Annotated in this window: 36 protein-coding genes; 5 read left to right on the forward strand and 31 right to left on the reverse strand. The window is 69.6% G+C overall.

Features of this window, described 5'->3' with window-relative positions; genetic code table 11:
• Positions 1–4: 4 nt before the first annotated feature.
• From rpsD to rpsJ, 31 genes are all read right to left on the reverse strand, one after another.
• Positions 5–613: a 30S ribosomal protein S4 gene (gene rpsD / locus ACFO9I_RS21175; RefSeq protein WP_379184560.1), complete on the reverse strand. Its 609-nt coding sequence runs from the start codon at positions 611–613 to the stop codon at positions 5–7.
• A 30-nt stretch (positions 614–643) separates the two neighbouring features.
• Positions 644–1,051 (reverse strand): 30S ribosomal protein S11, encoded by a 408-nt coding sequence (gene rpsK / locus ACFO9I_RS21180; protein WP_090849777.1) that lies wholly within the window; start codon positions 1,049–1,051, stop codon positions 644–646.
• 67 nt (positions 1,052–1,118) lie between these two features.
• Positions 1,119–1,493, reverse strand: coding sequence for a 30S ribosomal protein S13 (gene rpsM / locus ACFO9I_RS21185; protein WP_344146445.1), 375 nt, complete (start codon positions 1,491–1,493; stop codon positions 1,119–1,121).
• A 161-nt stretch (positions 1,494–1,654) separates the two neighbouring features.
• On the reverse strand, positions 1,655–1,768 hold the full coding sequence (gene rpmJ / locus ACFO9I_RS21190) for a 50S ribosomal protein L36 (protein ID WP_011757308.1): 114 nt from the start codon (positions 1,766–1,768) through the stop codon (positions 1,655–1,657).
• Positions 1,769–1,813: 45 nt separating this feature from the next.
• Positions 1,814–2,035, reverse strand: a complete 222-nt coding sequence (infA, locus tag ACFO9I_RS21195; protein ID WP_011757309.1) for a translation initiation factor IF-1 — start codon at positions 2,033–2,035, stop codon at positions 1,814–1,816.
• A gap of 297 nt (positions 2,036–2,332) precedes the next feature.
• A complete protein-coding gene (locus tag ACFO9I_RS21200) occupies positions 2,333–3,379 on the reverse strand; it encodes an LLM class flavin-dependent oxidoreductase (protein ID WP_379184563.1) in 1,047 nt (348 codons plus the stop codon).
• Between the two features lie 40 nt (positions 3,380–3,419).
• Positions 3,420–4,484 carry a TerC family protein gene (locus ACFO9I_RS21205; RefSeq protein ID WP_379184565.1) on the reverse strand — a complete coding sequence of 355 codons (1,065 nt, stop codon included), beginning with the start codon at positions 4,482–4,484 and terminating at the stop codon, positions 3,420–3,422.
• Positions 4,485–4,736: 252 nt separating this feature from the next.
• Positions 4,737–5,555 (reverse strand): type I methionyl aminopeptidase, encoded by an 819-nt coding sequence (gene map / locus ACFO9I_RS21210; RefSeq protein ID WP_379184567.1) that lies wholly within the window; start codon positions 5,553–5,555, stop codon positions 4,737–4,739.
• 12 nt (positions 5,556–5,567) lie between these two features.
• Positions 5,568–6,143, reverse strand: coding sequence for an adenylate kinase (locus ACFO9I_RS21215; RefSeq protein ID WP_379184569.1), 576 nt, complete (start codon positions 6,141–6,143; stop codon positions 5,568–5,570).
• Positions 6,144–7,439: a preprotein translocase subunit SecY gene (gene secY, locus ACFO9I_RS21220; RefSeq protein ID WP_379184571.1), complete on the reverse strand. Its 1,296-nt coding sequence runs from the start codon at positions 7,437–7,439 to the stop codon at positions 6,144–6,146.
• A 164-nt stretch (positions 7,440–7,603) separates the two neighbouring features.
• Entirely contained in the window at positions 7,604–8,044 is a 441-nt protein-coding gene (gene rplO, locus ACFO9I_RS21225; protein WP_379184573.1) for a 50S ribosomal protein L15, read from the reverse strand.
• Position 8,045: 1 nt separating this feature from the next.
• Positions 8,046–8,228: a 50S ribosomal protein L30 gene (gene rpmD, locus ACFO9I_RS21230; protein ID WP_165228353.1), complete on the reverse strand. Its 183-nt coding sequence runs from the start codon at positions 8,226–8,228 to the stop codon at positions 8,046–8,048.
• Positions 8,228–8,848: a 30S ribosomal protein S5 gene (rpsE, locus tag ACFO9I_RS21235; RefSeq protein ID WP_379184575.1), complete on the reverse strand. Its 621-nt coding sequence runs from the start codon at positions 8,846–8,848 to the stop codon at positions 8,228–8,230. Before rpsE ends, rpmD begins: the two co-directional genes overlap by 1 nt.
• A 37-nt stretch (positions 8,849–8,885) precedes the next feature.
• Positions 8,886–9,269, reverse strand: coding sequence for a 50S ribosomal protein L18 (rplR, locus tag ACFO9I_RS21240; RefSeq protein WP_379184577.1), 384 nt, complete (start codon positions 9,267–9,269; stop codon positions 8,886–8,888).
• Between the two features lie 2 nt (positions 9,270–9,271).
• Positions 9,272–9,814 (reverse strand): 50S ribosomal protein L6, encoded by a 543-nt coding sequence (gene rplF, locus ACFO9I_RS21245; protein ID WP_379184579.1) that lies wholly within the window; start codon positions 9,812–9,814, stop codon positions 9,272–9,274.
• Between the two features lie 30 nt (positions 9,815–9,844).
• Positions 9,845–10,252 (reverse strand): 30S ribosomal protein S8, encoded by a 408-nt coding sequence (gene rpsH / locus ACFO9I_RS21250; RefSeq protein WP_379184581.1) that lies wholly within the window; start codon positions 10,250–10,252, stop codon positions 9,845–9,847.
• 85 nt (positions 10,253–10,337) lie between these two features.
• Positions 10,338–10,523 (reverse strand): type Z 30S ribosomal protein S14, encoded by a 186-nt coding sequence (locus tag ACFO9I_RS21255; protein WP_011757321.1) that lies wholly within the window; start codon positions 10,521–10,523, stop codon positions 10,338–10,340.
• Between the two features lies 1 nt (position 10,524).
• Complete coding sequence (gene rplE, locus ACFO9I_RS21260) at positions 10,525–11,097, reverse strand: 50S ribosomal protein L5 (RefSeq protein WP_379184583.1); 573 nt, start codon at positions 11,095–11,097, stop codon at positions 10,525–10,527.
• Positions 11,097–11,462, reverse strand: a complete 366-nt coding sequence (rplX, locus tag ACFO9I_RS21265; RefSeq protein WP_379184585.1) for a 50S ribosomal protein L24 — start codon at positions 11,460–11,462, stop codon at positions 11,097–11,099. The genes rplE and rplX overlap by 1 nt, the downstream gene beginning before the upstream one ends.
• A gap of 3 nt (positions 11,463–11,465) precedes the next feature.
• Positions 11,466–11,834 carry a 50S ribosomal protein L14 gene (rplN, locus tag ACFO9I_RS21270; protein ID WP_011757324.1) on the reverse strand — a complete coding sequence of 123 codons (369 nt, stop codon included), beginning with the start codon at positions 11,832–11,834 and terminating at the stop codon, positions 11,466–11,468.
• A gap of 98 nt (positions 11,835–11,932) precedes the next feature.
• On the reverse strand, positions 11,933–12,202 hold the full coding sequence (rpsQ, locus tag ACFO9I_RS21275; RefSeq protein WP_125038971.1) for a 30S ribosomal protein S17: 270 nt from the start codon (positions 12,200–12,202) through the stop codon (positions 11,933–11,935).
• Positions 12,199–12,444 (reverse strand): 50S ribosomal protein L29, encoded by a 246-nt coding sequence (rpmC, locus tag ACFO9I_RS21280; protein ID WP_379185077.1) that lies wholly within the window; start codon positions 12,442–12,444, stop codon positions 12,199–12,201. The genes rpsQ and rpmC overlap by 4 nt, the downstream gene beginning before the upstream one ends.
• On the reverse strand, positions 12,438–12,857 hold the full coding sequence (gene rplP, locus ACFO9I_RS21285; RefSeq protein WP_379184588.1) for a 50S ribosomal protein L16: 420 nt from the start codon (positions 12,855–12,857) through the stop codon (positions 12,438–12,440). The genes rpmC and rplP overlap by 7 nt, the downstream gene beginning before the upstream one ends.
• A gap of 3 nt (positions 12,858–12,860) precedes the next feature.
• Complete coding sequence (gene rpsC, locus ACFO9I_RS21290; protein WP_379184590.1) at positions 12,861–13,685, reverse strand: 30S ribosomal protein S3; 825 nt, start codon at positions 13,683–13,685, stop codon at positions 12,861–12,863.
• Entirely contained in the window at positions 13,685–14,125 is a 441-nt protein-coding gene (rplV, locus tag ACFO9I_RS21295) for a 50S ribosomal protein L22 (protein ID WP_379184592.1), read from the reverse strand. The genes rpsC and rplV overlap by 1 nt, the downstream gene beginning before the upstream one ends.
• Positions 14,122–14,403 (reverse strand): 30S ribosomal protein S19, encoded by a 282-nt coding sequence (gene rpsS / locus ACFO9I_RS21300; protein WP_091025716.1) that lies wholly within the window; start codon positions 14,401–14,403, stop codon positions 14,122–14,124. Before rpsS ends, rplV begins: the two co-directional genes overlap by 4 nt.
• 16 nt (positions 14,404–14,419) lie before the next feature.
• Entirely contained in the window at positions 14,420–15,253 is an 834-nt protein-coding gene (rplB, locus tag ACFO9I_RS21305) for a 50S ribosomal protein L2 (RefSeq protein ID WP_379184594.1), read from the reverse strand.
• 26 nt (positions 15,254–15,279) lie between these two features.
• A complete protein-coding gene (rplW, locus tag ACFO9I_RS21310) occupies positions 15,280–15,585 on the reverse strand; it encodes a 50S ribosomal protein L23 (protein ID WP_344146508.1) in 306 nt (101 codons plus the stop codon).
• On the reverse strand, positions 15,582–16,220 hold the full coding sequence (gene rplD / locus ACFO9I_RS21315; protein WP_379184596.1) for a 50S ribosomal protein L4: 639 nt from the start codon (positions 16,218–16,220) through the stop codon (positions 15,582–15,584). Before rplD ends, rplW begins: the two co-directional genes overlap by 4 nt.
• A gap of 2 nt (positions 16,221–16,222) precedes the next feature.
• Positions 16,223–16,882, reverse strand: coding sequence for a 50S ribosomal protein L3 (gene rplC / locus ACFO9I_RS21320; protein WP_379184598.1), 660 nt, complete (start codon positions 16,880–16,882; stop codon positions 16,223–16,225).
• Between the two features lie 10 nt (positions 16,883–16,892).
• Positions 16,893–17,201: a 30S ribosomal protein S10 gene (gene rpsJ / locus ACFO9I_RS21325; protein WP_008360994.1), complete on the reverse strand. Its 309-nt coding sequence runs from the start codon at positions 17,199–17,201 to the stop codon at positions 16,893–16,895.
• A 562-nt stretch (positions 17,202–17,763) separates the two neighbouring features.
• On the opposite strand from rpsJ, the gene ACFO9I_RS21330 reads away from it, so the two are divergent.
• Genes ACFO9I_RS21330 through ACFO9I_RS21350 form a run of 5 tightly spaced genes read left to right on the forward strand, consistent with a single transcriptional unit; the run spans position 17,764 to position 22,942 of the window.
• Positions 17,764–18,879, forward strand: a complete 1,116-nt coding sequence (locus tag ACFO9I_RS21330; RefSeq protein ID WP_379184600.1) for a hypothetical protein — start codon at positions 17,764–17,766, stop codon at positions 18,877–18,879.
• On the forward strand, positions 18,876–19,490 hold the full coding sequence (locus ACFO9I_RS21335; RefSeq protein WP_379184602.1) for a DUF4129 domain-containing protein: 615 nt from the start codon (positions 18,876–18,878) through the stop codon (positions 19,488–19,490). Before ACFO9I_RS21330 ends, ACFO9I_RS21335 begins: the two co-directional genes overlap by 4 nt.
• Positions 19,487–20,623 (forward strand): DUF4350 domain-containing protein, encoded by a 1,137-nt coding sequence (locus tag ACFO9I_RS21340; RefSeq protein WP_379184604.1) that lies wholly within the window; start codon positions 19,487–19,489, stop codon positions 20,621–20,623. The genes ACFO9I_RS21335 and ACFO9I_RS21340 overlap by 4 nt, the downstream gene beginning before the upstream one ends.
• Entirely contained in the window at positions 20,620–21,627 is a 1,008-nt protein-coding gene (locus ACFO9I_RS21345) for an AAA family ATPase (RefSeq protein ID WP_379184606.1), read from the forward strand. Before ACFO9I_RS21340 ends, ACFO9I_RS21345 begins: the two co-directional genes overlap by 4 nt.
• A gap of 28 nt (positions 21,628–21,655) precedes the next feature.
• Positions 21,656–22,942, forward strand: coding sequence for a DUF58 domain-containing protein (locus ACFO9I_RS21350; RefSeq protein WP_379184607.1), 1,287 nt, complete (start codon positions 21,656–21,658; stop codon positions 22,940–22,942).
• Positions 22,943–23,031: the final 89 nt, after the last annotated feature.

The raw sequence follows: 23,031 nt of genomic DNA on the forward strand, positions 1-23,031 counted from the left end.
CCGGTTACTTCTTCGAGTAGTACTCGACGATCAGCTGCTCCTGGACCGGGATGTCGATCTGGGCCCGGATCGGGAGCTGGTGCACCAGGATGCGCATGCGCGACGGGATCGCCTCGAGCCACGCGGGGACGACGCGCTCGCCGTGGGTCTCGCGAGCCACGATGAACGGGGTCATCTCCAGCGACTTCTCCCGGACGTCGATGACGTCGTGGGCGGTGACCTGGAAGGACGGGATGTCGACCTTCTTGCCGTTCACCTTGAAGTGGCCGTGGACGACGAGCTGACGGGCGTGGCGACGCGTGCGGGCGAACCCGGCGCGGTAGACCACGTTGTCGAGACGGCACTCGAGCAGCTGCAGCAGGTTGTCACCGGTCTTGCCGGGGCGACGCGACGCCTCGACGTAGTAGCGGTGGAACTGCTTCTCGAGGATGCCGTAGGAGATGCGCGCCTTCTGCTTCTCACGAAGCTGGAGGAGGTACTCGCTCTCCTTGATGCGGCCGCGGCCGTGCTGGCCGGGCGGGTAGGGACGACGCTCGAACGCCGAGTCGCCGCCCACGAGGTCGACGCCGAGACGGCGCGACTTCTTGGTCATGGGGCCGGTGTAGCGGGCCATATCTCAAAGTCTCCTGTTCGGTTCGGGCGATCAGACGCGGCGACGCTTGGGCGGCCGGCATCCGTTGTGGGGCGTGGGGGTGACGTCCTGGATGGTGCCGACCTCGAGGCCGATCGCACCCAGCGAACGGATCGCCGTCTCGCGGCCCGAACCCGGACCCTTGACGAAGACGTCGATCTTCTTCATCCCGTGCTCCATCGCCCGGCGTCCGGCAGCCTCGGCGGCCATCTGCGCGGCGAACGGGGTGGACTTGCGCGAGCCCTTGAAGCCGACGGTGCCGGCAGAGGCCCACGAGATCACGGCACCGGTGGGGTCGGTGATCGTGACGATGGTGTTGTTGAACGTGCTCTTGATGTGAGCCTCGCCCTGGGCGACGTTCTTCTTCTCCTTGCGGCGCACCTTCTTGGCGCCAGCCGCTGTGCGGCTCTTGGGAGGCATGCAGTATCTCCTGAAGTAGCTGGTCTAAAGAGTTCGAGAGGTCAGTGGCTCGCCGGGGGGCGAGACGTCACTTGGCCTTCTTCTTGCCGGCAACCGTGCGCTTGGGGCCCTTGCGGGTACGCGCGTTGGTCTTGGTGCGCTGGCCGCGGACCGGGAGGCCCATGCGGTGGCGGCGACCCTGGTAGCTGCCGATCTCGATCTTGCGGCGGATGTCGGCCTGGACCTCACGACGGAGGTCACCCTCGATCTTGAAGTTGGCTTCGATCGCGTCGCGCAGCTTGACCAGCTCTTCGTCACCCAGCTGGTGGACGCGGAGGTCGGGGCTGACCCCGGTGGTCTCCAGCAGCTGCTGGGCGCGGGTACGGCCGATGCCGTAGATGTAGGTGAGTGCGACCTCGATGCGCTTGTCGCGCGGCAGGTCGACACCAACGAGGCGTGCCATGTGGTGGCGGTGTCCCTTCGGGTATCACAGAGGTGTCTGGTCGTGTCGCGTCCCACTCCTCGTCGGGTGGGCTCCGGCCTCTGCTCCGGAGGTGGTTCGGCTCGTCAGGTGACGGGCCAAGCGATCACGTTGGGGTGTTCAGTTGTGCTGCGGCGCTGGGATCAGCCCTGGCGCTGCTTGTGGCGCGGGTTCTCGCAGATCACCATGACGCGGCCGTGGCGACGGATCACCTTGCACTTGTCACAGATCGGCTTGACACTCGGCTTGACCTTCACGAGGAGGTCCTTTCTGCGCTTCTGCTCGAAGCGTTCGGCTGGCTGCTACTTGTAGCGGTAGACGATCCGACCTCGCGTGAGGTCGTACGGCGAGAGCTCCACCACCACGCGGTCCTCGGGGAGGATCCGGATGTAGTGCTGACGCATCTTGCCGCTGATGTGGGCGAGAACCTTGTGCCCGTTGCTCAGCTCGACGCGGAACATGGCATTCGGCAGGGCCTCCACGACGGTGCCCTCGATCTCGATCACGCCTTCTTTCTTCGGCATGTCCTCCACAATCTGTTGGTCGTTCCACCCCGGTGAGGGGCGGCGGTCTACCGTTGCTGCACTGCTCCCGGATCGGCCGGGACCAGGTGGCCCGGGAACCTCCCGCCACGGGTGGCGGGTGGACCTCGTGCAGCCGTCCCGTGGACCTCATTTCCCGGGCACGTCCGAGGCTCCGGAGAGCTTTCTGACGGTGGTCCGGGCAGCCGCGAGGCACCACGAAACAGACCCACGTTGGGCCGACACGCCAGTTTAGTGGGAAACGCTCCGGAAACACGAATCGTGCTAGGAGCCGCCCCGTCAGGGCGCGAGCAGCCGCAGCGTCTCCTGCCGGGCCGGCGCCTGCGCGGGCTCGGTGCCGACGTACGCCCCGGCGACCGGGTGCACCATCACCTCGTCGACGTCGTACGTCGCGGCGAGCTCGGCGATCCGGGCCCGCGCCTGCGCGGGAGACCCGATGACCCAGCGCGTCCGCATCGCGTCCACGATGTCGCGGTGCGCCTCCGGCAGCTCGACCTTCTCGGCCTCCTCGACCAGCCGCTGGGCCGCCAACGGCTGGCCGGTGCGCAGCGCCACCATGGCCAGGAGCTGCGGGAGGGCGAGCCGCTCGGCCTCCTCCGTGGTGGGGGCGACGACCGCGTTGACGGTGAGGAACGTGCGGGGCCCGGGCAGCTCGGGCGAGGGACGGAACGACGATCGGTAGAGCGACAGCGCCTCCGCGGTGCCCTGCCCGGAGAAGTGGTGGGCGAAGACGTATGGCAGGCCCTTCTCGGCGGCCAGCCGCGCGGAGTAGTCCGACGAGCCCAGCAGCCAGAGCTCCGGCACCGAGGTGGCGACCGGGGTCGCCCGCAGCGGGTAGCTGCGCCCCCGGAGCCCCACGGACACGCCCTCGGCACCCATCATCGCCACGAGGTCGTCGACGTAGTCGGGGAAGCGGGAGACCGCGTCGTCGTCGACCCCGCCCGCCCCGTGCCGCAGCGCGTAGCTCGTGACCGGGTCGCTGCCGGGGGCCCGGCCGATGCCGAGGTCGATCCGGCCGGGGAACGCCGCCTCGAGGAGCGCGAACTGCTCGGCCACCACCAGGGGGGCGTGGTTGGGGAGCATCACTCCCCCGGAACCGACCCGGATCCTCCCGGTGGCGCCGGCCAGCAGGGCCATCATCACCGGAGGGTTCGTCGCGGCGACCGCCGGCATGTTGTGGTGCTCGGCCACCCAGTAGCGGCGGTAGCCGAGCTCGTCGGCCGCGCGGGCCAGGTCGAGCGTCGCCGCCACCGCGTCGGCCGAGGCCTGGTCGCTGCGGACCGGGACGAGGTCGAGGACGGACAGGGTCGGGAATCGCGGGCTCACCCCACCACAACCACGGACGAGGTGGCCGCTATTCCGTGGATCAGGCGTCCTCGGCGTCGCCGAGCGAGATCGTCTTCTTCTCGATCTCGGCCTGCGTCATGTTGCGCGACACCGCCAGGCTGACGATCGCGGTGACCGCGAGGGTGCCGACGATGATGACCAGCGACAGCCAGATCGGGATGTCGGGCGCCCACTCGATGTGCTCGCCGCCGTTGATGAACGGCAGCTCGTTCTCGTGCATCGCGTGCAGCACCAGCTTCACGCCGATGAAGCCGAGCAGCACGGCCAGGCCGTAGGAGAGGTAGATGAGCCGCTGGAGCAGCCCTCCGATGAGGAAGTACAGCTGGCGCAGGCCCATCAGCGCGAACACGTTGGCGGTGAACACGATGTAGGGGTCGGAGGTCAGGCCGTAGATCGCGGGGATCGAGTCGAGGGCGAAGAGCAGGTCGGTGGTGCCCAGGGTGAGCACGACCAGGAACATCGGCGTGATCAGGCGCTTGCCGTTCTCCACGCTGAAGAGCTTCGTTCCGTTCCACTCGCTGGTGGCCGGCAGGTGGCGCTCGGCGAACCGCACCAGGCGGTTCTCCTCGTACTCCTCCTCGTCGTCGTCGTTGGCGCCCTCCTTGGCCAGCTTGACCGCTGTCCAGAGCAGGAACGCGCCGAAGACGTAGAAGATCCAGCTGAACTGGTTGATGGCCGCGGCGCCGACGACGATGAACAGGCCGCGCATGACCAGGGCCAGCACGATGCCGATCATCAGGGCGGTCTGCTGGTACTGCCGGGGTACCGAGAAGTTCGCCATGATGATGATGAAGATGAACAGGTTGTCGATCGACAGCGAGTACTCCGTCAGCCAGCCGGCGAAGAACTCCGGGCCGGGGCTGGGCGAGAGCGCGTGCGGCTCGGCGAAGATCCACAGCGCGAGCCCGAAGAGCACGGCCAGCCCGACGAAGAACGCCAGGTGACGGCTCACCTCGCCCATCGTCGGCTCGTGCGGTCGCCGGGCGATGACCACGAGGTCGACGAAGAGGGCCCCGATCGTGACGACCAGGGTGATGCCCCACACGAGCGGGGAGGCGACCGAGTCACCGAGAATGGAATTCAACGGGCGAACCTTCTTCCGGAGCTGTCGGCAGCGTCGACGCAGGTGCTGCGCCGACGGGTCACTTCTCCGGAGGTCTCTTCCGCTCGGCGTACCGAGCCGGTGGCACCGGGTCCGGGCTGGGCCCGGGCCGTACTGACGACACCACCGTGACGGGAATACTCCCCTCCTGGTGCACCCATCCTCCCACGGCGCGGGGGCCGAGGTCGAACCGGCGCGAGAAGCACCCTGCGGGACGCCGCGTCCCTCGGCCCCTCAGGAGCCGCCGAAGGGCACGCCCAGGCGACCGAGGGCCGCCTCGCCGCCATCGAGCGCGGTCAGCACCCACGCGCCTCGCGGGGTCAGGGTGAAGGTGTGCTCGAAGTGCGCGGCCCACGAGCCGTCGCCGGTGATGACGGTCCAGTCGTCGTCCAGCACGACGGTGTCCTTGCCGCCGAGGGTGATCATCGGCTCGACCGCGAGCGCCAGTCCCTCGACGAGCTTGGGCCCGCGGCCCGGACGGCCGAAGTTCGGCACGTTGGGCGGCTGGTGCATGGCCGAGCCGATGCCGTGGCCGACGTAGTCCTCGAGGATGCCGTAGGCACCCTGGGCGCGCACGTGGCTCTCCACGGCGTGCGAGATGTCCGTGACCCGTCCGCCGAGCCGGGCCGCGGCGATCCCGCGCCACATGGCCTCCTCGGTGACGCGCATCAGCTCGGTCACCTCGTCAGGAACGGGACCGACCGCGACGGTGATCGCCGCGTCGCCGTGCCAGCCGTCCACGATGGCACCGCAGTCGATGGAGATGACGTCGCCCTCGGCGAGCACCCGCTCCCCCGGGATGCCGTGCACCACCTCGTCGTTCACCGAGGCGCAGATCGACCCCGGGAAACCGTGGTAGCCCTTGAAGGACGGGGTGGCGCCGGAGGACCGGATGTTGTCCTCGGCGATCGCGTCGAGCTCACCGGTGCTGATGCCGGCGCGCACCGAGGAGCGCAGCAGCTCGAGGGTCTCCCCCACGACCAGGCCCGCCCGGCGCATGCCGGCGATCTGGTCGGGGGTCTTGATCTCGATGCCGCGGTCGCGGAAGGCCACGAGGAGCTCCGTTCAGCTCTCGGTGATGACGTCCAGCGCCTCGAAGATGCGCTGGGTGACCTCGGCGACCTCGCCCATGCCGTCGACCTCGATGAGGATCCCGCGGTCGCGGTAGACCCCGATCAGGGGCTCGGTCTGCTCGGCGTAGATCTCCTGGCGACGGCGGATGACGTCCTCGGTGTCGTCCGCCCGGCCCTCGACCTGTGCACGCTGCAGCAGCCGCCCGACGATCTCGTCGGCGTCCACGGTGAGCACGACGACGGCGTCGAGGGAGTGACCGGTGAACTTGATCATCCCGTCGAGCTCCTCGACCTGGGCCAGGGTGCGCGGGTAGCCGTCGAGGAGGAAGCCGGGCTCGGCGTCCTTCTCGTCGATCCGGTTGCGGACCATGAGGTTCGTGACCTCGTCGGGGACGTAGTCACCCGCGTCCATGTAGCGCTTGGCCTCGATGCCCAGCGGCGTGCCCTCGGACACGTTCGCCCGGAAGATGTCGCCGGTCGAGATCGCGGGGATCCCGAAGTGCTCGGCGACGAACTTCGCCTGGGTCCCCTTGCCCGCGCCCGGGGGGCCCATCATGATCAGCCTCATTTACCGCAGGAACCCTTCGTAGTTGCGCTGCTGGAGCTGGCTCTCGATCTGCTTCACCGTGTCCAGCGCGACGCCCACCATGATGAGGATCGACGTGCCGCCGAAGGGGAAGTTCTGGTTCGCGTTGATGAAGACGAACGCGATCAGCGGGATCAGGGCGATCAGGCCCAGGTAGAGCGCACCCGGCGCGGTGATGCGGGACAGGACGTAGGACAGGTAGTCCTCGGTCGGCTTGCCCGCCCGGATCCCGGGGATGAAGCCGCCGTACTTCTTCATGTTGTCCGCCACCTCTTGGGGGTTGAAGGTGATCGAGACGTAGAAGTAGGTGAAGAAGACGATCAGGAGGAAGAACGTGATCATGTACAGCGGGTGGCTGCCGCGGACCAGGTAGTCGTTGATCCACTGGACCCACTTGGAGTCGCTGTTCTGGTTGAACTGCGCGGCCATGGCCGGCAGGTACAGCAGCGACGAGGCGAAGATGACGGGGATGACGCCCGCCTGGTTCACCTTGAGCGGGATGTACGTCGAGCTGCCGCCGAACATCTTGCGGCCCACCATCCGGCGGGCGTACTGCACCGGGATCCGGCGCTGCGCCTGCTCGATGAAGATGACCGCGGCGATGACCAGGAGCCCGATGAGGACCACGATCGCGAAGACCCACCAGCCCTTCTCCTTCTGGACCGCCCACAGGGACGTCGGGAAGCCGGAGACGACCTGGGTGAAGATCAGCAGCGACATGCCGTTGCCGATGCCACGGTCCGTGATCAGCTCGCCGAGCCACATGATCACCGCGGTGCCGGCCGTCATCGTGACGACCATGACCAGGAAGGTGGCGGTGCCGTCGCTGTGCAGCAGCGGCTTGGTGCAGCCCTGCAGCAGGTTGCCCGAGCGGGCCAGGGCCACGATGCCGGTCGCCTGCAGGAGCGCGAGGCCCAGCGTCAGGTAGCGCGTGTACTGGGTGATCTTGGTCTGCCCCGACTGCCCCTCCTTCTTCAGCGCCTCGAGCCGCGGGATGACCACGACGAGCAGCTGCAGGATGATGCTGGCGGTGATGTAGGGCATGATCCCCAGCGCGAAGATCGTCAGCTGGAGCAGCGCACCGCCCGAGAACAGGTTGATCAGGCTGTAGACGCCGGAGTTGCCGACGTCGTTGACGCACGCCTGCACGTTCGCGACGTTCACACCGGGGGTCGGGATCTGGGATCCGAGCCGGAAGATCGTGATGATCAGCAGGACGAACAGCAGCTTGCGCCGCAGGTCCGGAGTCCGGAAAGCGTTCGCGAACGCGCCTAGCACAGGATCCTCTTTCTCCGAGCGGGGTGCGGTCCTCGCACGACACCCGCAAGGACCCGGGGAAGCCTAACAGGCGACCCACAGGTCCCTAGTTGTGCGTCGGGGCGCGGCCGGTTCCGAACCTCTCGGAACCTTCCGCGCCCCAGCGCTTGAGTCATGTTCAGCCGTCAGACGACGGTGGTCGTGCCGCCTGCGGCCTCGATCTTCGTCACGGCCGAGGCGGAGAACGCGTTCGCGCTCACCTGGACGGCCACGGACAGGTCACCCTGGCCCAGGACCTTGACCGGCGCGCTGTCACGGACAGCGCCCTTGGCCACCAGGTCCTCGATCGTCACGGCGCCACCCTCGGGGAAGAGCTCGTTGATGCGGTCGAGGTTGACGACCTGGAACTCCACCTTGAACGGGTTCTTGAAGCCCTTGAGCTTCGGCAGCCGCATGTGGATCGGCATCTGGCCACCCTCGAAGGCGACCGGGACCTGGTAGCGAGCCTTGGTGCCCTTGGTACCGCGGCCCGCCGTCTTGCCCTTGGAGCCCTCACCGCGACCCACGCGGGTCTTGGCGGTCTTGGCCCCGGGAGCCGGACGCAGGTGGTGCAGCTTGAGCGTCATGTCAGTCGACCTCCTCGACCGTCACCAGGTGACGGACGGTGTGGACCATGCCGCGGATCTCCGGCCGGTCCTCCTTGACGACCACGTCGCCGATCCGCTTGAGACCGAGCGTGCGCAGGGTCTCGCGCTGGTTGGCCTTGCAGCCGATCGTGGACTTCTTCTGCTGGACCTTCAGCTGTGCCATCAGGAGGACACCTCCTGGGAGACCCCGGCCGGGATCTCGACACGAGCCTTGAGGAGCGCCGCCGGGGCGACGTCCTCGACCGGGAGACCACGGCGCGCGGCCACGGCCTCCGGCTGCTCCAGCATCTTCAGCGCCTCGACGGTCGCGTGGACGATGTTGATCTGGTTGGACGACCCGAGCGACTTGCTCAGGATGTCGTGGATGCCGGCGCACTCGAGCACCGCACGCACCGGGCCACCGGCGATCACACCGGTACCGGGAGCGGCCGGACGCAGCATGACGACACCGGCCGCCTTCTCGCCCTGCACCGGGTGCGGGATGGTGCCCTGGATGCGGGGGACGCGGAAGAAAGCCTTCTTCGCCTCCTCGACACCCTTGGCGATCGCGGCCGGAACTTCCTTCGCCTTGCCGTAGCCGACGCCGACCAGACCCTCGCCGTCACCGACGATCACGAGGGCGGTGAAGCTGAAGCGACGACCACCCTTCACGACCTTGGCGACACGGTTGATCGCAACGACGCGCTCGATGTAGGCGGTCTTGTCAGCAGCCTGGCCGCCGCGACGGTCGTCGCGATTGCCACGGCGCTCGCCACCGCGCTGTCCGCGCTGGGCTCCGCTCATGAGACTTTTCCTCTTCTCTCTCTTGCTTGTCTTGCGATCAGAACGTCAGGCCGCCCTCACGGGCGCCGTCGGCCAGGGCCGCGATGCGACCGTGGTACTTGTTGCCCGCACGGTCGAAGACGACGCCCTCGATGCCGGCGGCCTTCGCACGCTCGGCCACGAGCTCGCCGACCTTCTTGGCCTTGGCGGTCTTGTCGCCGTCGAAGGCACGCAGGTCCTTCTCGGTCGTCGACGCGAACGCGATCGTCTTGCCGACCAGGTCGTCGACGATCTGCGCGGTCATGTGCTTCGAGGAGCGCGTGACCACCAGACGAGGACGCTCGGCGGTGCCGGCGATCTTCTTGCGGCCCCGCACCTGGCGGCGCAGACGCGACTTGACGCGGCCCGCGGTGTGCTTGTTGTCCTTGAGTGAGATCGCCATGGTCACTTACCAGCCTTTCCGACCTTGCGGCGGATGTGCTCACCCGCGTAGCGAACGCCCTTGCCCTTGTAGGGCTCGGGCTTGCGCAGCTTGCGGATGTTGGCGGCAACCTCGCCGACCAGCTGCTTGTCGATGCCCTGGACACCGAGCTTGGTGGGGCCGTCGACGGTGAACGTGATGCCCTCGGGGGCGTTGAACGTGATCGGGTGCGAGTACCCGAGCTGGAACTCCAGCTGGGTCGGGCCCTTGGACAGGACTCGGTAACCCACACCGACGATCTCGAGCTTCTTCTCGTAGCCCTCGGTGACACCCACGACCATGTTGCTGATCAGGGTGCGGGTGAGGCCGTGCAGCGAGCGGCTCTCGCGCTCGTCGTTCGGGCGCTTCACCTCCAGCACACCGTCCTCGCCCTTCTCCACCGTGATCGGCGCGGCGACCGAGTGCGACAGGGTGCCCTTGGGGCCCTTGACCGTCACCAGCGCCTGGTCGATCGCGACGTCGACACCCGACGGGACCGCGATGGGCAGCTTGCCAATGCGCGACATGCTTCTACTCTCCTTCGCGAATTCTCGTCGTCACCAGACGTAGGCGAGGACTTCCCCACCCACGCCCTTCTGGTTGGCCTGGCGGTCGGTCAGCAGGCCCTGGCTCGTCGAGATGATCGCGACGCCCAGGCCGCCGAGCACCTTCGGGAGACCCGTGTGCTTGGCGTAGACCCGCAGGCCCGGCTTGCTGATCCGGCGGACGCCCGCGATGGAGCGCTCCCGGTTGCGGCCGTACTTCAGCGTGATCGTCAGCGTCTTGCCGACCTCACCCTCGGCCGGCTCCTTCACGTCGAAGGAGGTGATGTAACCCTCCTGCTGGAGGATCTCCGCGACGCCCTGCTTCAGCTTGCTGTACGGCATGGAAACCGCGTCGTGGTACGCCTGGTTGGCGTTGCGCAGACGAGTGAGCATGTCTGCGATCGGGTCAGTCATCGTCATGGCCGCGAGGCCCTTTCTCCACCGTGGTTTCGCACCTGCATCTCAGGTGCGACCTGCAGCGATCGTTGGTTGGAAAAGTTCTGGATCACCAAGAGGACTTGGTCACGCCGGGCAGCTCGCCGCGGTGCGCCATCTCCCGCAGGCAGATGCGGCACAGGCCGAACTTGCGGTAGACGGCCTTCGGCCGGCCGCAGCGCTGGCAGCGGGTGTAGCCGCGGACAGCGAACTTCGGCTTGCGAGCGGCCTTGACCTTCAGAGCGGTCTTCGCCATGTCAGTTCTCCTTGAACGGGAAGCCGAGCTGCTTGAGCAGCGCCCGACCCTGGTCGTCGTTGGTGGCAGTGGTCACGATGGTGATGTCCATGCCGCGCGACCGGTCGATCTTGTCCTGGTCGATCTCGTGGAACATGACCTGCTCGGTGAGACCGAAGGTGTAGTTGCCACGACCGTCGAACTGCTTGGGCGAGAGGCCGCGGAAGTCGCGGATACGCGGCAGCGCGAGGGACAGCAGGCGGTCCAGGAACTCCCACATGCGGTCGCCGCGCAGCGTGGTGTGCGCACCGATCGGCATGCCCTCACGCAGCTTGAACTGCGCGATGGACTTGCGGGCCTTGGTCACCAGCGGCTTCTGGCCGGTGATCGCGGTGAGGTCCTTGACCGCACCCTCGATCAGCTTCGAGTCGCGAGCCGCCTCGCCGACGCCCATGTTGACCACGATCTTGGTCAGGCCGGGCACCTGCATGACGTTCTTGATGTCGAACTCGGACTGCAGCGCGGGGAGGATCTCCTCGCGGTAGCGGGTCTTCAGACGCGGGGTGACCGCGGCCGAGGTCTGGGTCTCGGTCATCAGATCTCCTTGCCGGTCTTGCGCGAGATGCGGACGCTGCGCGTCGACGAGTACGTCGAGCCGTCCGGGCGGCGCTTGGTGACCTCGTCGCGGCGGAAGCCGACCCGGGTCACGCCGTCGCCCTCGACGAGCATCACGTTCGAGACGTGGATCGGGGCCTCGGCGGTGATGATGCCGCCGGTGGTGCCCGCGCGGCCGCCCTGGTTGACGACCTTGGTGTGCCGCTTGATGCGGTTGACACCCTCGACGATCACCCGCTGCTCCTCACGGAGCACCTGGATGACCTTGCCCTCGGCGCCCTTGTCCTTGCCGGCGATCACCTTGACGGTGTCGCCCTTCTTGATGTTCACGCTGTTCTTGCCCATGAGTCAGAGCACCTCCGGCGCGAGCGAGATGATCTTCATGAACTTCTTCTCGCGCAGCTCGCGGCCCACCGGGCCGAAAATGCGGGTGCCTCGCGGCTCGCCGTCGTTCTTGAGGATGACGGCGGCGTTCTCGTCGAAGCGGATGTACGAACCGTCCGGACGGCGACGCTCCTTCACGGTGCGCACGACAACGGCCTTGACGACGTCACCCTTCTTCACGTTGCCACCGGGGATCGCGTCCTTCACGGTGGCGACGATGACGTCGCCGATACCGGCGTAGCGCCGACCCGAGCCGCCGAGAACACGGATGCAGAGGATCTCCTTCGCACCGGTGTTGTCGGCGACCTTGAGTCGCGACTCCTGCTGGATCATTGTCTCTCCTGGTTGTCGAGCTGGTTCTCAACGCCTCGCGGGCGGTGAGCCTGGCCGAACTAGTGGGGTCTTGTTCCTCGGGCCTAGGCCGTCGGGGCTTACTTGGCCTTCTCGAGGATCTGCACGACGCGCCAGCGCTTCGTGGCGGACAGCGGCCGGGTCTCCATCAGGAGGACGCGGTCGCCGATGCCGCACTCGTTCTGCTCGTCGTGCGCCTTGAGCTTGCTGGTGCGACGCATGACCTTGCCGTACAGCGCGTGCTTCACGCGGTCCTCGACGGACACGACCACGGTCTTGTCCATCTTGTCGCTGACGACCAGGCCCTCACGGACCTTGCGAGCGTTGCGCTCAACTGCCTGCTCGCTCATGCGGCACCATCCTCGTTGTCAGAACCCGGGGCGGTCCGGATGCCGAGCTCGCGCTCGCGCACCACGGTGTAGATCCGGGCGATGTCCTTCTTGACCGTGCGGAGCCGGCCGTGGCTCTCCAGCTGGCCGGTGGCCGCCTGGAAGCGGAGGTTGAAGAGCTCCTCCTTGGCCTCGCGCAGCTTGGCCTCGAGGTCGATGTTGGTCATCTCGTCGAGCTCGTGAGCAGTCGTAGCCATCAGAATTCACCTGCCTCACGGGAGACGAAGCGGCACTTCATCGGGAGCTTGTGCATCGCGCGGCGCATGGCCTCGCGGGCAATCTCCTCCGAAACACCGGAGAGTTCGAACATGACGCGGCCGGGCTTGACGTTCGCGACCCACCACTCCGGCGAACCCTTACCGGAACCCATGCGGGTCTCGGCAGGCTTCTTGGTCAGCGGACGGTCGGGGTAGATGTTGATCCACACCTTTCCACCACGCTTGATGTGACGGGTCATCGCGATACGCGCCGACTCGATCTGGCGGTTGGTCACGTAGTGGCCCTCGACCGCCTGGATGCCGAAGTCGCCGAAGGCGAGCTTCGTGCCACCCTTGGCAGCACCCGTGCGCTTGGGGTGGTGCTGCTTGCGGTGCTTGACACGACGGGGCATCAACATGGGTCAGGCCTCCTTCGGGGCGTCAGCTGCGGGGGCAGCGGCCTCGGCCGGAGCGTCCGTCGCCGGAGCCTCGGCAGCGCGGTCCGAGCGGTTCGGACGGTCGCCACGCGAGCCACGGTTCGGACGGTCGCCACGCGTGGGGCGACCACCGCGACCGGGGACACCGGCGCGGGCAGCGGCCTGGGCCTGGCGCTCGGCACGGGTGCCGGCGACCTCGCCCTTGTAGATCCAGACCTTCACGCCGATGCGGCCGAAGGTCGTCTTGGCCTCGTAGAAGCCGTAGTCGATGTCGGCACGCAGGGTGTGCAGCGGGACGCGGCCCTCGCGGTAGAACTCGGTGCGCGACATCTCGGCGCCGTTGAGGCGGCCGGAGCACTGGATCCGGATGCCCTTGGCGCCGGAGCGCATCGAGGTCTGCATCGCCTTGCGCATGGCACGACGGAACTGCACGCGGCCGGCCAGCTGCTCGGCGACGCCCTGGGCGACGAGCTGCGCGTCGACCTCGGGGTTCTTGACCTCGAGGATGTTCAGCTGCACCTGCTTGCCGGTGAGCTTCTCCAGCTCGCCACGGATGCGGTCGGCCTCGGCGCCACGGCGGCCGATGACGATGCCCGGGCGCGCCGTGTGGATGTCCACACGGACGCGGTCGCGGGTGCGCTCGATCTCGACCTTGGCGATGCCGGCCCGCTCCATGCCCTTCGAGAGCAGCTTGCGGATCGCGACGTCCTCACCGACGTAGCTCTTGTAGAGCTTGTCGGCGTACCAACGGCTCTTGTGGTCCGTCGAGATCCCCAGGCGGAAGCCGTTCGGGTTGATCTTCTGTCCCATCAGGCACTCTTCCTGTTCTTGGGGGTCGCCTTCTTGTCTGCGACCACGGCGGCCGGCTGGACGGCCAGCGTGATGTGGCTGGTGCGCTTGTTGATGCGCGTGGCCCGGCCCTGTGCACGCGGACGCCACCGCTTCATCGTCGGACCCTCGTCGACGCGGCCCACGGTCACGACCAGGTCGCCGGCGTCGAGACCCTCGGTGGTCTCGGCGTTGGCGATGGCGCTCTCCAGGACCTTGTAGACGGTCTCCGAGGCGGCCTGCGGCGCGAACTGCAGCAGGGCGAGGGCCTCGTCGACGGGCAGGCCGCGGACCATGTCGACGACACGGCGGGCCTTCATCGGCGAGATCCGCACGAAGCGTGCGGTCGCGAAGGCGCCCGGCTGGTCACCGAGCAGCGACTCGCGGCGGGCGCTGGTGCGCTGACGCTCAGTGGTGCTCATCGGCGGCGTCCCTTCCGGTCTTCCTTGACGTGCCCGCGGTAGGTGCGGGTGGGAGCGAACTCCCCGAGCTTGTGGCCGACCATCGCGTCGGTCACGAAGACCGGCACGTGCTTGCGACCGTCGTGCACGGCGATCGTGTGACCGATCATGTCCGGCACGATCATCGACCGGCGCGACCAGGTCTTGATGACGTTGTGGGAGCCCTTGGCGTTCTCCGCGTCCACCTTCTTCTGGAGGTGGTCGTCGACGAAGGGACCCTTCTTCAGGCTGCGAGGCATCTCGTTACTTCCCTACTCAGCGCTTCTTGCCGGTCTTGCGGCGACGGATGATCTGGGAGTCGCTGGCCTTGCGCTTGCGCGTGCGGCCCTCGGGCTTGCCCCAGGGGGACACCGGGTGGCGACCACCGGACGTCTTGCCCTCACCACCACCGTGCGGGTGGTCGACCGGGTTCATGACCACACCGCGGACGGTCGGGCGCTTGCCCTTCCAGCGCATGCGGCCGGCCTTGCCCCAGTTGATGTTGGACTGCTCGGCGTTGCCGACCTCGCCCACCGTCGCGCGGCAGCGCACGTCGACGAAGCGCATCTCGCCCGAGGGCATGCGCAGCGTCGCGCGGGAGCCCTCACGGGCGACCAGCTGGGCGCTGTTGCCGGCCGAGCGGGCGATCTTCGCGCCGCCGCCGGGACGCAGCTCCACGCAGTGGATGGTCGTACCGACCGGGATGTTGCGCAGCGGCAGGTTGTTGCCCGGCTTGATGTCGGCCGCGGGACCCGACTCGACCGCGGTGCCCTGGCGCAGGTCCTTCGGCGCGATGATGTAGCGCTTCTCGCCGTCGGCGTAGTGCAGCAGCGCGATGCGCGCGGTGCGGTTGGGGTCGTACTCGATGTGGGCGACCTTCGCCGGCACGCCGTCCTTGTCGTAGCGACGGAAGTCGATGATGCGGTAGGCGCGCTTGTGACCGCCACCCTGGTGCCGGGTGGTGATCCGGCCCTGGTTGTTGCGGCCGCCCTTCTTGGGCAGCGGACGCGTCAGCGACTTCTCCGGCGTGCTCCGGGTGACCTCGACGAAGTCGGCGACCGACGAGCCACGACGGCCCGGGGTGGTCGGCTTGTACTTGCGGATAGCCATTTCTCAGTCCTCTATCAGTCGCCCGGTCAGGAGACCGGACCTCCGAAGATGTCGATGCGGTGGCCCTCGGCGAGGCTCACGATCGCGCGCTTGGTGTCGGCACGCTTGCCGAGACCGTTGCGGGTGCGGCGGGTCTTGCCCGCACGGTTGATCGTGTTGACCGACGTGACCTTGACGTTGAACACCTTCTCGACCGCGATCTTGATCTCGGTCTTGTTGGCGTCGGGACGCACGATGAACGTGTACTTGTTCGCGTCGAGCAGGCCGTAGCTCTTCTCGGACACGACCGGCGCGATCAGGATGTCGCGGTGGTCCTTGTGCAGGGTGCTCACTTCGAAGCCTCCTTGGCGGTGCCGGACACGAACGCGTCGTACGCGCCCTTGGTGAAGACGACGTCGTCGGAGGCCAGCACGTCGTAGGTGTTGAGCTGGTCGACGGCCACGATGTGCACCTGCGGCGCGTTGCGCAGCGACAGCCAGGTGAGGGCGTCGTTGCGCTCGAGCACCACGAGGAAGTGCGTACGGTCCGACAGGCCGGTCAGGGCGGTCAGCGCCGACTTGGTCGACGGCTTGTCACCCGAGAGCAGCGACTCGACCACGTGGATGCGGTCGTTGCGGGCCCGGTCGGAGAGGGCACCGCGCAGGGCGGCGGCCTTCATCTTCTTGGGGGTCCGCTGGTCGTAGCTGCGCGGCTGCGGGCCGTGGACGGTGCCACCGCCGGCGAACTGCGGCGCGCGGGTCGAGCCCTGGCGGGCGCGGCCGGTGCCCTTCTGCTTGTAGGGCTTCTTGCCACCACCGCGGACCTCGCCGCGGGTCTTGGTGGCGTGCGTGCCCTGACGGGCGGCAGCCTGCTGGGCCACGACCACCTGGTGGATCAGGGGGACGTTGACCGCGACGTCGAAGATCTCGGCGGGCAGGTCCACCTTGACGGTCTTGACCGTCTCCTTGGATGCGGACTTGGTAGCCATGCTCACGCCTCCTGGGTCTTCTTGGCGGCCGAGCGGAGCACCACGAGACCACCCTTGGGGCCGGGGACGGCGCCCTTGAGCAGGATCAGGCCCTTCTCGGTGTCGATGGCGTGGACGGTGACGTTCTGGGTGGTGACGGTGTCAGCACCCATCCGGCCGGCCATGCGCACGCCCTTGAACACGCGACCCGGCGTGGCGCAGGCGCCGATCGAACCGGGCTTGCGGTGGTTGCGGTGGGCACCGTGCGAGGCGGACACACCGGCGAAGCCGTGACGCTTCATGGTTCCGGCGAAGCCCTTGCCCTTGCTGGTGCCGGTGACGTCGATCTCCTCGCCGGCGGCGAAGGTGTCGACGGCCAGCTCCTGGCCCACGGTGTAGGTCGCAGCGTCCGCGGTGCGGATCTCGACCAGGTGACGGCGCGGAGTGGTGCCCGCCTTGGCGAAGTGACCGGCGCGCGGCTTGTTGACCTTGCGGCCCTCGATCTCGCCGTAGCCGACCTGGACGGCGTTGTAGCCGTCGGTGGCGGGCTGGCGGACCTGGGTGACCACGTTGGTGCTCACGGCGATCACGGTCACGGGGACGATGCGGTTGTTCTCGTCCCACATTTGGGTCATGCCGAGCTTGGTGCCCAGCAGGCCCTTCACGTTGCGTTCGAAAGTCATGTCAGTGACCTCAGAGCTTGATCTCGATGTCGACACCGGCAGGCAGGTCGAGGCGCATGAGCGAGTCGACCGTCTTCGGCGTGGGGTCGATGATGTCGATGAGGCGCTTGTGGGTGCGCATCTCGAAGTGCTCGCGGGAGTCCTTGTACTTGTGGGGCGAGCGGATGACGCAGTACACGTTCTTCTCGGTCGGCAGCGGCACGGGGCCGGCGACCTTCGCACCCGTGCGGGTGACGGTGTCCACGATCTTGCGCGCCGAGGTGTCGATCACCTCGTGGTCATAGGCCTTGAGCCTGATGCGGATCTTCTGTCCCGCCATAGGTCTCTCTCGTCCTTAGTCAGTCTGTACCGGCCCTTGCGAGCCGGAACCGCGTGCCTTCATTTCTCGACCTGGCCCCGGGTGAGGCCCTGCCGCCCTGCTCCTCCACCCCCACTGCCCGGCCTTTCGGCCGACCCCCGCGGTCGGGCGTGTCGCGTCTGTTGGGCGCAACACGAGACCGGGGTCCCGCAATGTTGTTGGTGGCACTCGACGGGTTCGTCGAGCTGATCGGGTCTCCTCCCCTGCGAAAGTGCAGAGCCGGTGCGGCCGCACGCCAAACCACCGAAACCTCACGAGGAGACGCGATTCAGTAGTCAAGGTTGTGTGTGCCGCACCCCGGCGACCCGCCGGAGCAACCGGACTATCTTGGCAGAGATCCCGCGCAGGGCCAAATCGGTTCGAGGACCTGTCCGAGGTGGCGGCGACGCAGCCGCCGCCACGGCTCCACCGGTGTCCGGAAGACCTTCCGACAGTACGCCGGCACCGGCGCCGGCGACGACTCGACAACGCCTGCTCTGACAAGATGAGCGCGCCCAGCGACCGTGGTGCAGAGGGGGATCCGATGTCGGGCAACGAGTGGTACCCACCGCCGGGTCCCGTGCCGCCGCCACCGCAGCAGTCCCAGCTGCCGCCGCCGCCCGGCTGGGTCGCCCCTCCCCCGCAGCCTGCGCCGGGCTGGGCGCCGTACCCCGGGCCGATGTCGGCGCCTCCCCCCGCCCCGGGGATGCTCGGCGCCGCGCACAAGCCGGGAGCGCTGCCGCTGCGGCCGCTCGGCATCGGTGACATGTACGACGCGGCGTTCCGCATCATCCGGTTCAACCCGAAGGCGACCGTCGGGTCCGCCGTGCTCGTGGCCGCGGTGGCGATGGCCATCCCGGTCGTCGTCACCGCCCTGCTCTCCTGGAGCGTCGACCTCTCCCTGGACCAGTCCGGGGAGGACATGTCCGGCGCCGACGTGGCCGGCCTGGTCGGCGCCTTCGGCTCCCTCGGCCTGGGCAGCCTGTTGCAGTCCATCGGTCTGGTCCTGGTGACGGGGATGATCGCCCACGTGACCATGGCCGCGGCGGTCGGCCGGCGGCTCACCCTGGGCGAGGCGTGGCGGGCCACGCACGGCAAGCGGTGGCGGCTGATCGGGCTGACCGTGCTCCTGGCCGTCATGCTGGTCGTGATCCTCGCGGTCTACGCGCTGTCCTGGATCCCGGCGGTCATGCTGCTCGACGGGTGGGAGGTCGCGGTCTACGGGCTGGTCACGGTGCCGCTGTTCCTCTGCTTCCTGGTGTGGTTCTGGATCCGGGTCTACTACCTCCCGGTGCCGGCCCTGATGCTCGAGCCCGTCGGCGTCCTCGGGGCCATCGGCCGCGGCTTCCGGCTCACCCGCAGGCAGTTCTGGCGCACCTTCGGCATCGCCCTGCTCACCGTGGTGATCGCGCAGATCGCCGGCTCGATGCTCTCGCTGCCGATCTCGCTGCTGGGCCAGGGGCTGCTCGTCGGCTCCGGGTCGGTGCGGTTCGCCGTGCTGGCGCTGGTGCTGACCAATGCCCTCAGCTCCGTCGTCTCCGCGGCCTTCGTCGCGCCCTTCACGACCACGGTGGCGTCGCTGCAGTACGTGGACCAGCGCATGCGCAAGGAGGCCTTCGACGTCGAGCTCATGTCCCGCGCGGGGCTGACCGCGTCGTGACTCCCCTCCGGCTGGCCGAGCCGCCGCTGACCCCGTCCGGCGACGAGGGCCGGTCCTGGCTGCGCAAGGAGCTGCTGCACCCGGAGTACCACCAGCAGAACGTCGTCGAGCAGGTCGTCACCTGGCTGCAGCGACAGGTGGACCGCGGGGTGGCGGCGGCCAGCCACGCCCCGCCGCTGTCGACGTTCGCGGCGATGGTGGTGTTCCTGCTCCTCGTGGCAGGCCTCGTCTGGCTGCTCTCCCGGGTCCGCCGCACCCCGCGGCGGCCGGCGGGAGCGGGCCCGGTCCTCGAGGACGACCCGGTGACCGCCGCCGAGCTCCGCGACCGGGCCGAGCGGGCCCTCGTCGAGGGGCGGCACGCCGACGCCCTCGTCGACGGCTTCCGCGCCCTCGCCATGCGACAGGTGGAGCGCGGCCGGCTCGACGACGCCCCCGGCGCCACCGCGCACGAGGTCGCCGGCGCGCTTGCGGCGTCGTACCCCGATCAGCGTGCGCGGGTCGACGCCTGCGCCTCGCTCTTCGACCAGGTGCGGTACGGCGACCGGCCGGCCACCCGGGAGCAGGCCGCGGCCGTGCTCGCCCTGGACGACGACCTGGGGGTCCGGCGATGACCACGACGACGGCGGCGCCGGCACGGCGGTCCGGCTGGTGGGGGCGGCAGCGGTCGACCCTGCTGATCGGGGCCGCGCTCGTCGCCGCGGTGCTGGTCGTCGTCGTGCTCGGCCTGGGCAGCGTGCGCACCTCCGCCCCGCTCGACCCCGACAACCCCGACCCCGCGGGCGCGCAGGCGCTCGCCCGCGTCCTGGCGGACCACGGCGTCGACGTCACCGTGGCCCGGGGGGCCGACGCGCTGGCCGACGCCGGTGCCGGCCCCGGCACCACCGTCCTGGTCACCTCGACCGAGCAGCTCGGCGACAGCACCACGCGCCGCCTCCTGCGCGACACCCGGGGTGCACGGCTGGTGCTCGCGGCACCCGGACCCGGGACGACCGAGGCGCTCGGCGTGGACGGGCTGCCGTTCCGCGTCTCGCCGTCCGGCCCCCGGCCGGCCGGGTGCACCGGGCTCGCGGACCTCTCGCTGGAGGTGGACGAGGCGCTGGAGTACCCCGGGCCGGGGGGTTGCTTCCGCGGGGACCACGGGGCCGTCCTGGCCGACCCGCGGCCCGGCCTGACCCTGCTGGGTGCCGACCAGGCGCTCAGCAACGACCAGGTGCTGCGGGCCGACAACGCGGCGGTCCTGCTGCGGCTGCTCGGCGGCGAGAGCCGGCTGGTGTGGTACGTCCCCACGGTCGACGACCTGGTCGGGGACGACGGGGTCAGCCTCTCCACGCTGCTGCCCCGCTGGATCCGGCCCGGGCTGTGGCTGCTCGGCCTGGCCACGGCGGCACTGGTGGTGTGGCGGGCCCGCCGGCTCGGCGCCCTGGCCACCGAGCCGCTGCCCGTCGTCGTGCGGGCCGTCGAGACGACGCGCAGCAGGGGACGCCTCTACCGCCGGTCCGGCGACCGGGCACACGCCGCCGAGACCCTCCGCTCCGCCTCCCGTGCCCGGGCCCGCGAGCGCCTGCGCCTCGGCGCCGGTGACGACGACACCCTGGTCCGTGACGTCGCGCGGCACCTCGGCCGGCCGGTCGAGGCGATCGCCGCGCTGATCGGCCCACGAGCCCCTGCCCCCGCCACCGACCGAGACCTGATCACCCTGGCCGACCAGCTGGCCGAGCTCGACAGAGAGGTACGCCTGAGATGAGCGACACCGGAACCACCCAGGCCGACCACCCGGTCGCCGGCGCGGACGACGCCGGCGAGCGGGCCCGCGAACGGCTCGCCGCCGTACGCACCGAGGTCGCGAAGGCCGTCGTCGGGCAGGACGCCGCCGTCTCCGGCCTCCTCGTCGCCCTGCTGTGCGGCGGACACGTGCTGATGGAGGGCGTGCCGGGCGTCGCCAAGACCCTGCTGGTCCGCACGCTGGCCGGTGCCCTGTCCGTCGAGACCCACCGCGTGCAGTTCACGCCCGACCTGATGCCCGGCGACATCACCGGCTCGATGGTCATCGACGGCAACCGCGGCGAGCTCAGCTTCCGTGAGGGGCCGCTGTTCACCAACCTGCTGCTGGCCGACGAGATCAACCGGACACCGCCGAAGACCCAGTCGGCGCTGCTGGAGGCCATGGAGGAGGGACAGGTCTCGGTCGACGGCGTCTCGCGGGCGCTGCCGAGGCCGTTCCTGGTCGCCGCCACGCAGAACCCGGTGGAGTACGAAGGAACCTACCCGCTGCCGGAGGCCCAGCTGGACAGGTTCCTGCTCAAGGTGGTGCTGCCGGTGCCGGAACGGGAGGCGGAGCTGGAGATCCTGCGCCGGCACGCGGACGGGTTCGACCCCCGCGACGTCGCCGGGGCGGGGGTCCGTCCGGTCGCGGGAGCCGAGGACATCGCTGCGGGACAGGCCGCCGTACGCCGGGTGCAGGTCTCCCCCGAGGTGGCCGGATACATCGTCGACATCGCCCGGGCCACCCGCCAGTCGCCCTCGTTGAGCCTGGGGGTGAGCCCGCGCGGCGCGACCGCGCTGCTGCGCTCGGCCCGCGCCTGGGCCTGGCTGACCGGCCGTGACTTCGTGACGCCCGACGACGTCAAGGCGCTCGCGCACGCCACCCTGGTGCACCGGCTCGGGCTGCGCGCCGAGGCCGAGCTCGAGGGCGTCGACGTCGCGCAGGTGCTGGCCAGCGCGCTCGGCTCGGTGCCGGTCCCCCGATGACCCGTCCTCGCTGCGGGTGGGTGTGCTGATGGTCCTGCGCGGTCGCGTCCCGCTGCTGCTCCTGCTGGGCCTGGTCCCGGTGGTGCTGCGCCCGACGATGGGCACGGTGTGGCTCTGGGTGCTCGCGGTCGGGCTGCTGGTCGGGGCCGACTGGTTCCTGGCGCCGGCACCACGGGTGCTCGGGCTCGCACGTCCGCCGGTGGCACCCGTACGGCTGGGCCAGCCGACGGCGACGGTGCTGGTGGCGACCGCCGGACGTCGGGTCCGCGCCGAGGTGCGCGACGCCTGGCAGCCCAGCGCCGGTGCCTCCGGCAACCGGCATCGGCTGCGGCTGGCCGCCGGTGAGCGGGCCGTGCTCCGCACGCCGCTCGAGCCCCGCCGGCGGGGAGACCTGCGGGCCGTCGGGGTGACGGTGCGCAGCCACGGACCGCTCGGCCTGGCCGCGCGGCAGCAGACCCGCGAGGTGGCCGGGACGGTGCGGTCGCTGCCGCCGTTCGGGGCCCGCAAGCACCTGCCGAGCCGGCTGGCCCGGCTGCGCGACCTCGACGGCCGGGCGGCGGTGCGGGTGCGCGGCCAGGGCACGGAGTTCGACTCGCTGCGGGAGTACGTCCGCGGCGACGACGTCCGCTCGATCGACTGGCGCTCCAGCGCCCGCAACCGCAACGTGGTCGTGCGCACCTGGCAGCCGGAGCGCGACCGGCGCGTCGTGCTCGTGCTCGACACCTCGCGCACGTCGGCGGGGCGGGTGGACGACGTGCCCCGCCTCGACTCGGCGATGGACGCCGCGCTGCTGCTGGCCGCACTCGCCGCGCGGGCCGGCGACCGGGTCGACTTCGTCGCCGGTGACCGTCGGGTGCGCAGCCGGGTCCGCGCCGCCGGGGCCTCGGACGTGGTGCGGACCCTGCAGGACACGATGGCCGACCTCGAGCCGGTGATCGCCGAGGCCGACTGGGCGTCGCTGGCCGGGGCGGTCAGCGGGTTCGGCCGGCAGCGGGCCCTGGTCGTGCTCCTCACCCCGCTGGAGCCCTCGGCGGTCGAGGAGGGGCTGCTGCCGGTCCTCCCTGCGCTGACGCGGCACCACCGGGTGGTGCTCGCCTCGGTCCGGGACCCGGCGCTCGAGCAGCTGGCCGCCAGCCGCGGCACGCTCGACGAGGTGTACGACGCGGCCGCGGCCGAGCAGGTGCTCGGGCGCCGTCGACGGACCGCGGACCTGCTGCGCGCCCTCGGTGTCGACGTGGTCGACGCCGACGCCGAGCGGCTCCCGCCCGCCCTCGCCGACCACTACCTCGGCCTGAAGGCCCGCGGCCTGCTCTGACCGGGTGCCTGTCGAGACCGATGCAGGCGGGGTGCTGCGCGCGCCCTCGACGAGCGGATCGGTGGCCACCGTCCCCTCTGCTGCTGCCC

The organism is Nocardioides sp. GCM10023255 (genome assembly GCF_042653125.1).
Taxonomy (GTDB): domain Bacteria; phylum Actinomycetota; class Actinomycetes; order Propionibacteriales; family Nocardioidaceae; genus Nocardioides.

Bases quoted from the DNA above. Each gene is read 5' to 3' on its own strand.
- ACFO9I_RS21330 (WP_379184600.1), top strand. From the start codon at position 17,764: ATGTCGGGCAACGAGTGGTACCCACCGCCGGGTCCCGTGCCGCCGCCA.
- rplP (WP_379184588.1), bottom strand. From the start codon at position 12,857: ATGTTGATGCCCCGTCGTGTCAAGCACCGCAAGCAGCACCACCCCAAG.
- rpsS (WP_091025716.1), bottom strand. From the start codon at position 14,403: ATGCCTCGCAGCCTGAAGAAGGGTCCCTTCGTCGACGACCACCTCCAG.
- rpsC (WP_379184590.1), bottom strand. From the start codon at position 13,685: ATGGGACAGAAGATCAACCCGAACGGCTTCCGCCTGGGGATCTCGACG.
- ACFO9I_RS21215 (WP_379184569.1), bottom strand. From the start codon at position 6,143: ATGAGGCTGATCATGATGGGCCCCCCGGGCGCGGGCAAGGGGACCCAG.
- rplX (WP_379184585.1), bottom strand. From the start codon at position 11,462: ATGGGCAAGAACAGCGTGAACATCAAGAAGGGCGACACCGTCAAGGTG.
- ACFO9I_RS21340 (WP_379184604.1), top strand. From the start codon at position 19,487: ATGACCACGACGACGGCGGCGCCGGCACGGCGGTCCGGCTGGTGGGGG.
- rplB (WP_379184594.1), bottom strand. From the start codon at position 15,253: ATGGCTATCCGCAAGTACAAGCCGACCACCCCGGGCCGTCGTGGCTCG.
- infA (WP_011757309.1), bottom strand. From the start codon at position 2,035: ATGCCGAAGAAAGAAGGCGTGATCGAGATCGAGGGCACCGTCGTGGAG.
- rplC (WP_379184598.1), bottom strand. From the start codon at position 16,882: ATGACTTTCGAACGCAACGTGAAGGGCCTGCTGGGCACCAAGCTCGGC.
- ACFO9I_RS21350 (WP_379184607.1), top strand. From the start codon at position 21,656: ATGGTCCTGCGCGGTCGCGTCCCGCTGCTGCTCCTGCTGGGCCTGGTC.
- rpsM (WP_344146445.1), bottom strand. From the start codon at position 1,493: ATGGCACGCCTCGTTGGTGTCGACCTGCCGCGCGACAAGCGCATCGAG.
- rplD (WP_379184596.1), bottom strand. From the start codon at position 16,220: ATGGCTACCAAGTCCGCATCCAAGGAGACGGTCAAGACCGTCAAGGTG.
- rplO (WP_379184573.1), bottom strand. From the start codon at position 8,044: ATGACGCTCAAGCTGCACCACCTGCGTCCGGCTCCCGGGGCCAAGACC.
- rpsQ (WP_125038971.1), bottom strand. From the start codon at position 12,202: ATGAGCGAGCAGGCAGTTGAGCGCAACGCTCGCAAGGTCCGTGAGGGC.
- rplE (WP_379184583.1), bottom strand. From the start codon at position 11,097: ATGACCGAGACCCAGACCTCGGCCGCGGTCACCCCGCGTCTGAAGACC.
- rpmD (WP_165228353.1), bottom strand. From the start codon at position 8,228: ATGGCACAGCTGAAGGTCCAGCAGAAGAAGTCCACGATCGGCTGCAAG.
- ACFO9I_RS21255 (WP_011757321.1), bottom strand. From the start codon at position 10,523: ATGGCGAAGACCGCTCTGAAGGTCAAGGCCGCTCGCAAGCCGAAGTTC.
- rplV (WP_379184592.1), bottom strand. From the start codon at position 14,125: ATGAGCACCACTGAGCGTCAGCGCACCAGCGCCCGCCGCGAGTCGCTG.
- rpsJ (WP_008360994.1), bottom strand. From the start codon at position 17,201: ATGGCGGGACAGAAGATCCGCATCAGGCTCAAGGCCTATGACCACGAG.
- rpsD (WP_379184560.1), bottom strand. From the start codon at position 613: ATGGCCCGCTACACCGGCCCCATGACCAAGAAGTCGCGCCGTCTCGGC.
- rplN (WP_011757324.1), bottom strand. From the start codon at position 11,834: ATGATCCAGCAGGAGTCGCGACTCAAGGTCGCCGACAACACCGGTGCG.
- ACFO9I_RS21345 (WP_379184606.1), top strand. From the start codon at position 20,620: ATGAGCGACACCGGAACCACCCAGGCCGACCACCCGGTCGCCGGCGCG.
- rpsH (WP_379184581.1), bottom strand. From the start codon at position 10,252: ATGACGATGACTGACCCGATCGCAGACATGCTCACTCGTCTGCGCAAC.
- rpsK (WP_090849777.1), bottom strand. From the start codon at position 1,051: ATGCCTCCCAAGAGCCGCACAGCGGCTGGCGCCAAGAAGGTGCGCCGC.
- rplR (WP_379184577.1), bottom strand. From the start codon at position 9,269: ATGGCGATCTCACTCAAGGACAACAAGCACACCGCGGGCCGCGTCAAG.
- rpsE (WP_379184575.1), bottom strand. From the start codon at position 8,848: ATGAGCGGAGCCCAGCGCGGACAGCGCGGTGGCGAGCGCCGTGGCAAT.
- rplF (WP_379184579.1), bottom strand. From the start codon at position 9,814: ATGTCGCGCATTGGCAAGCTGCCCATCGCGGTCCCGTCGGGTGTCGAC.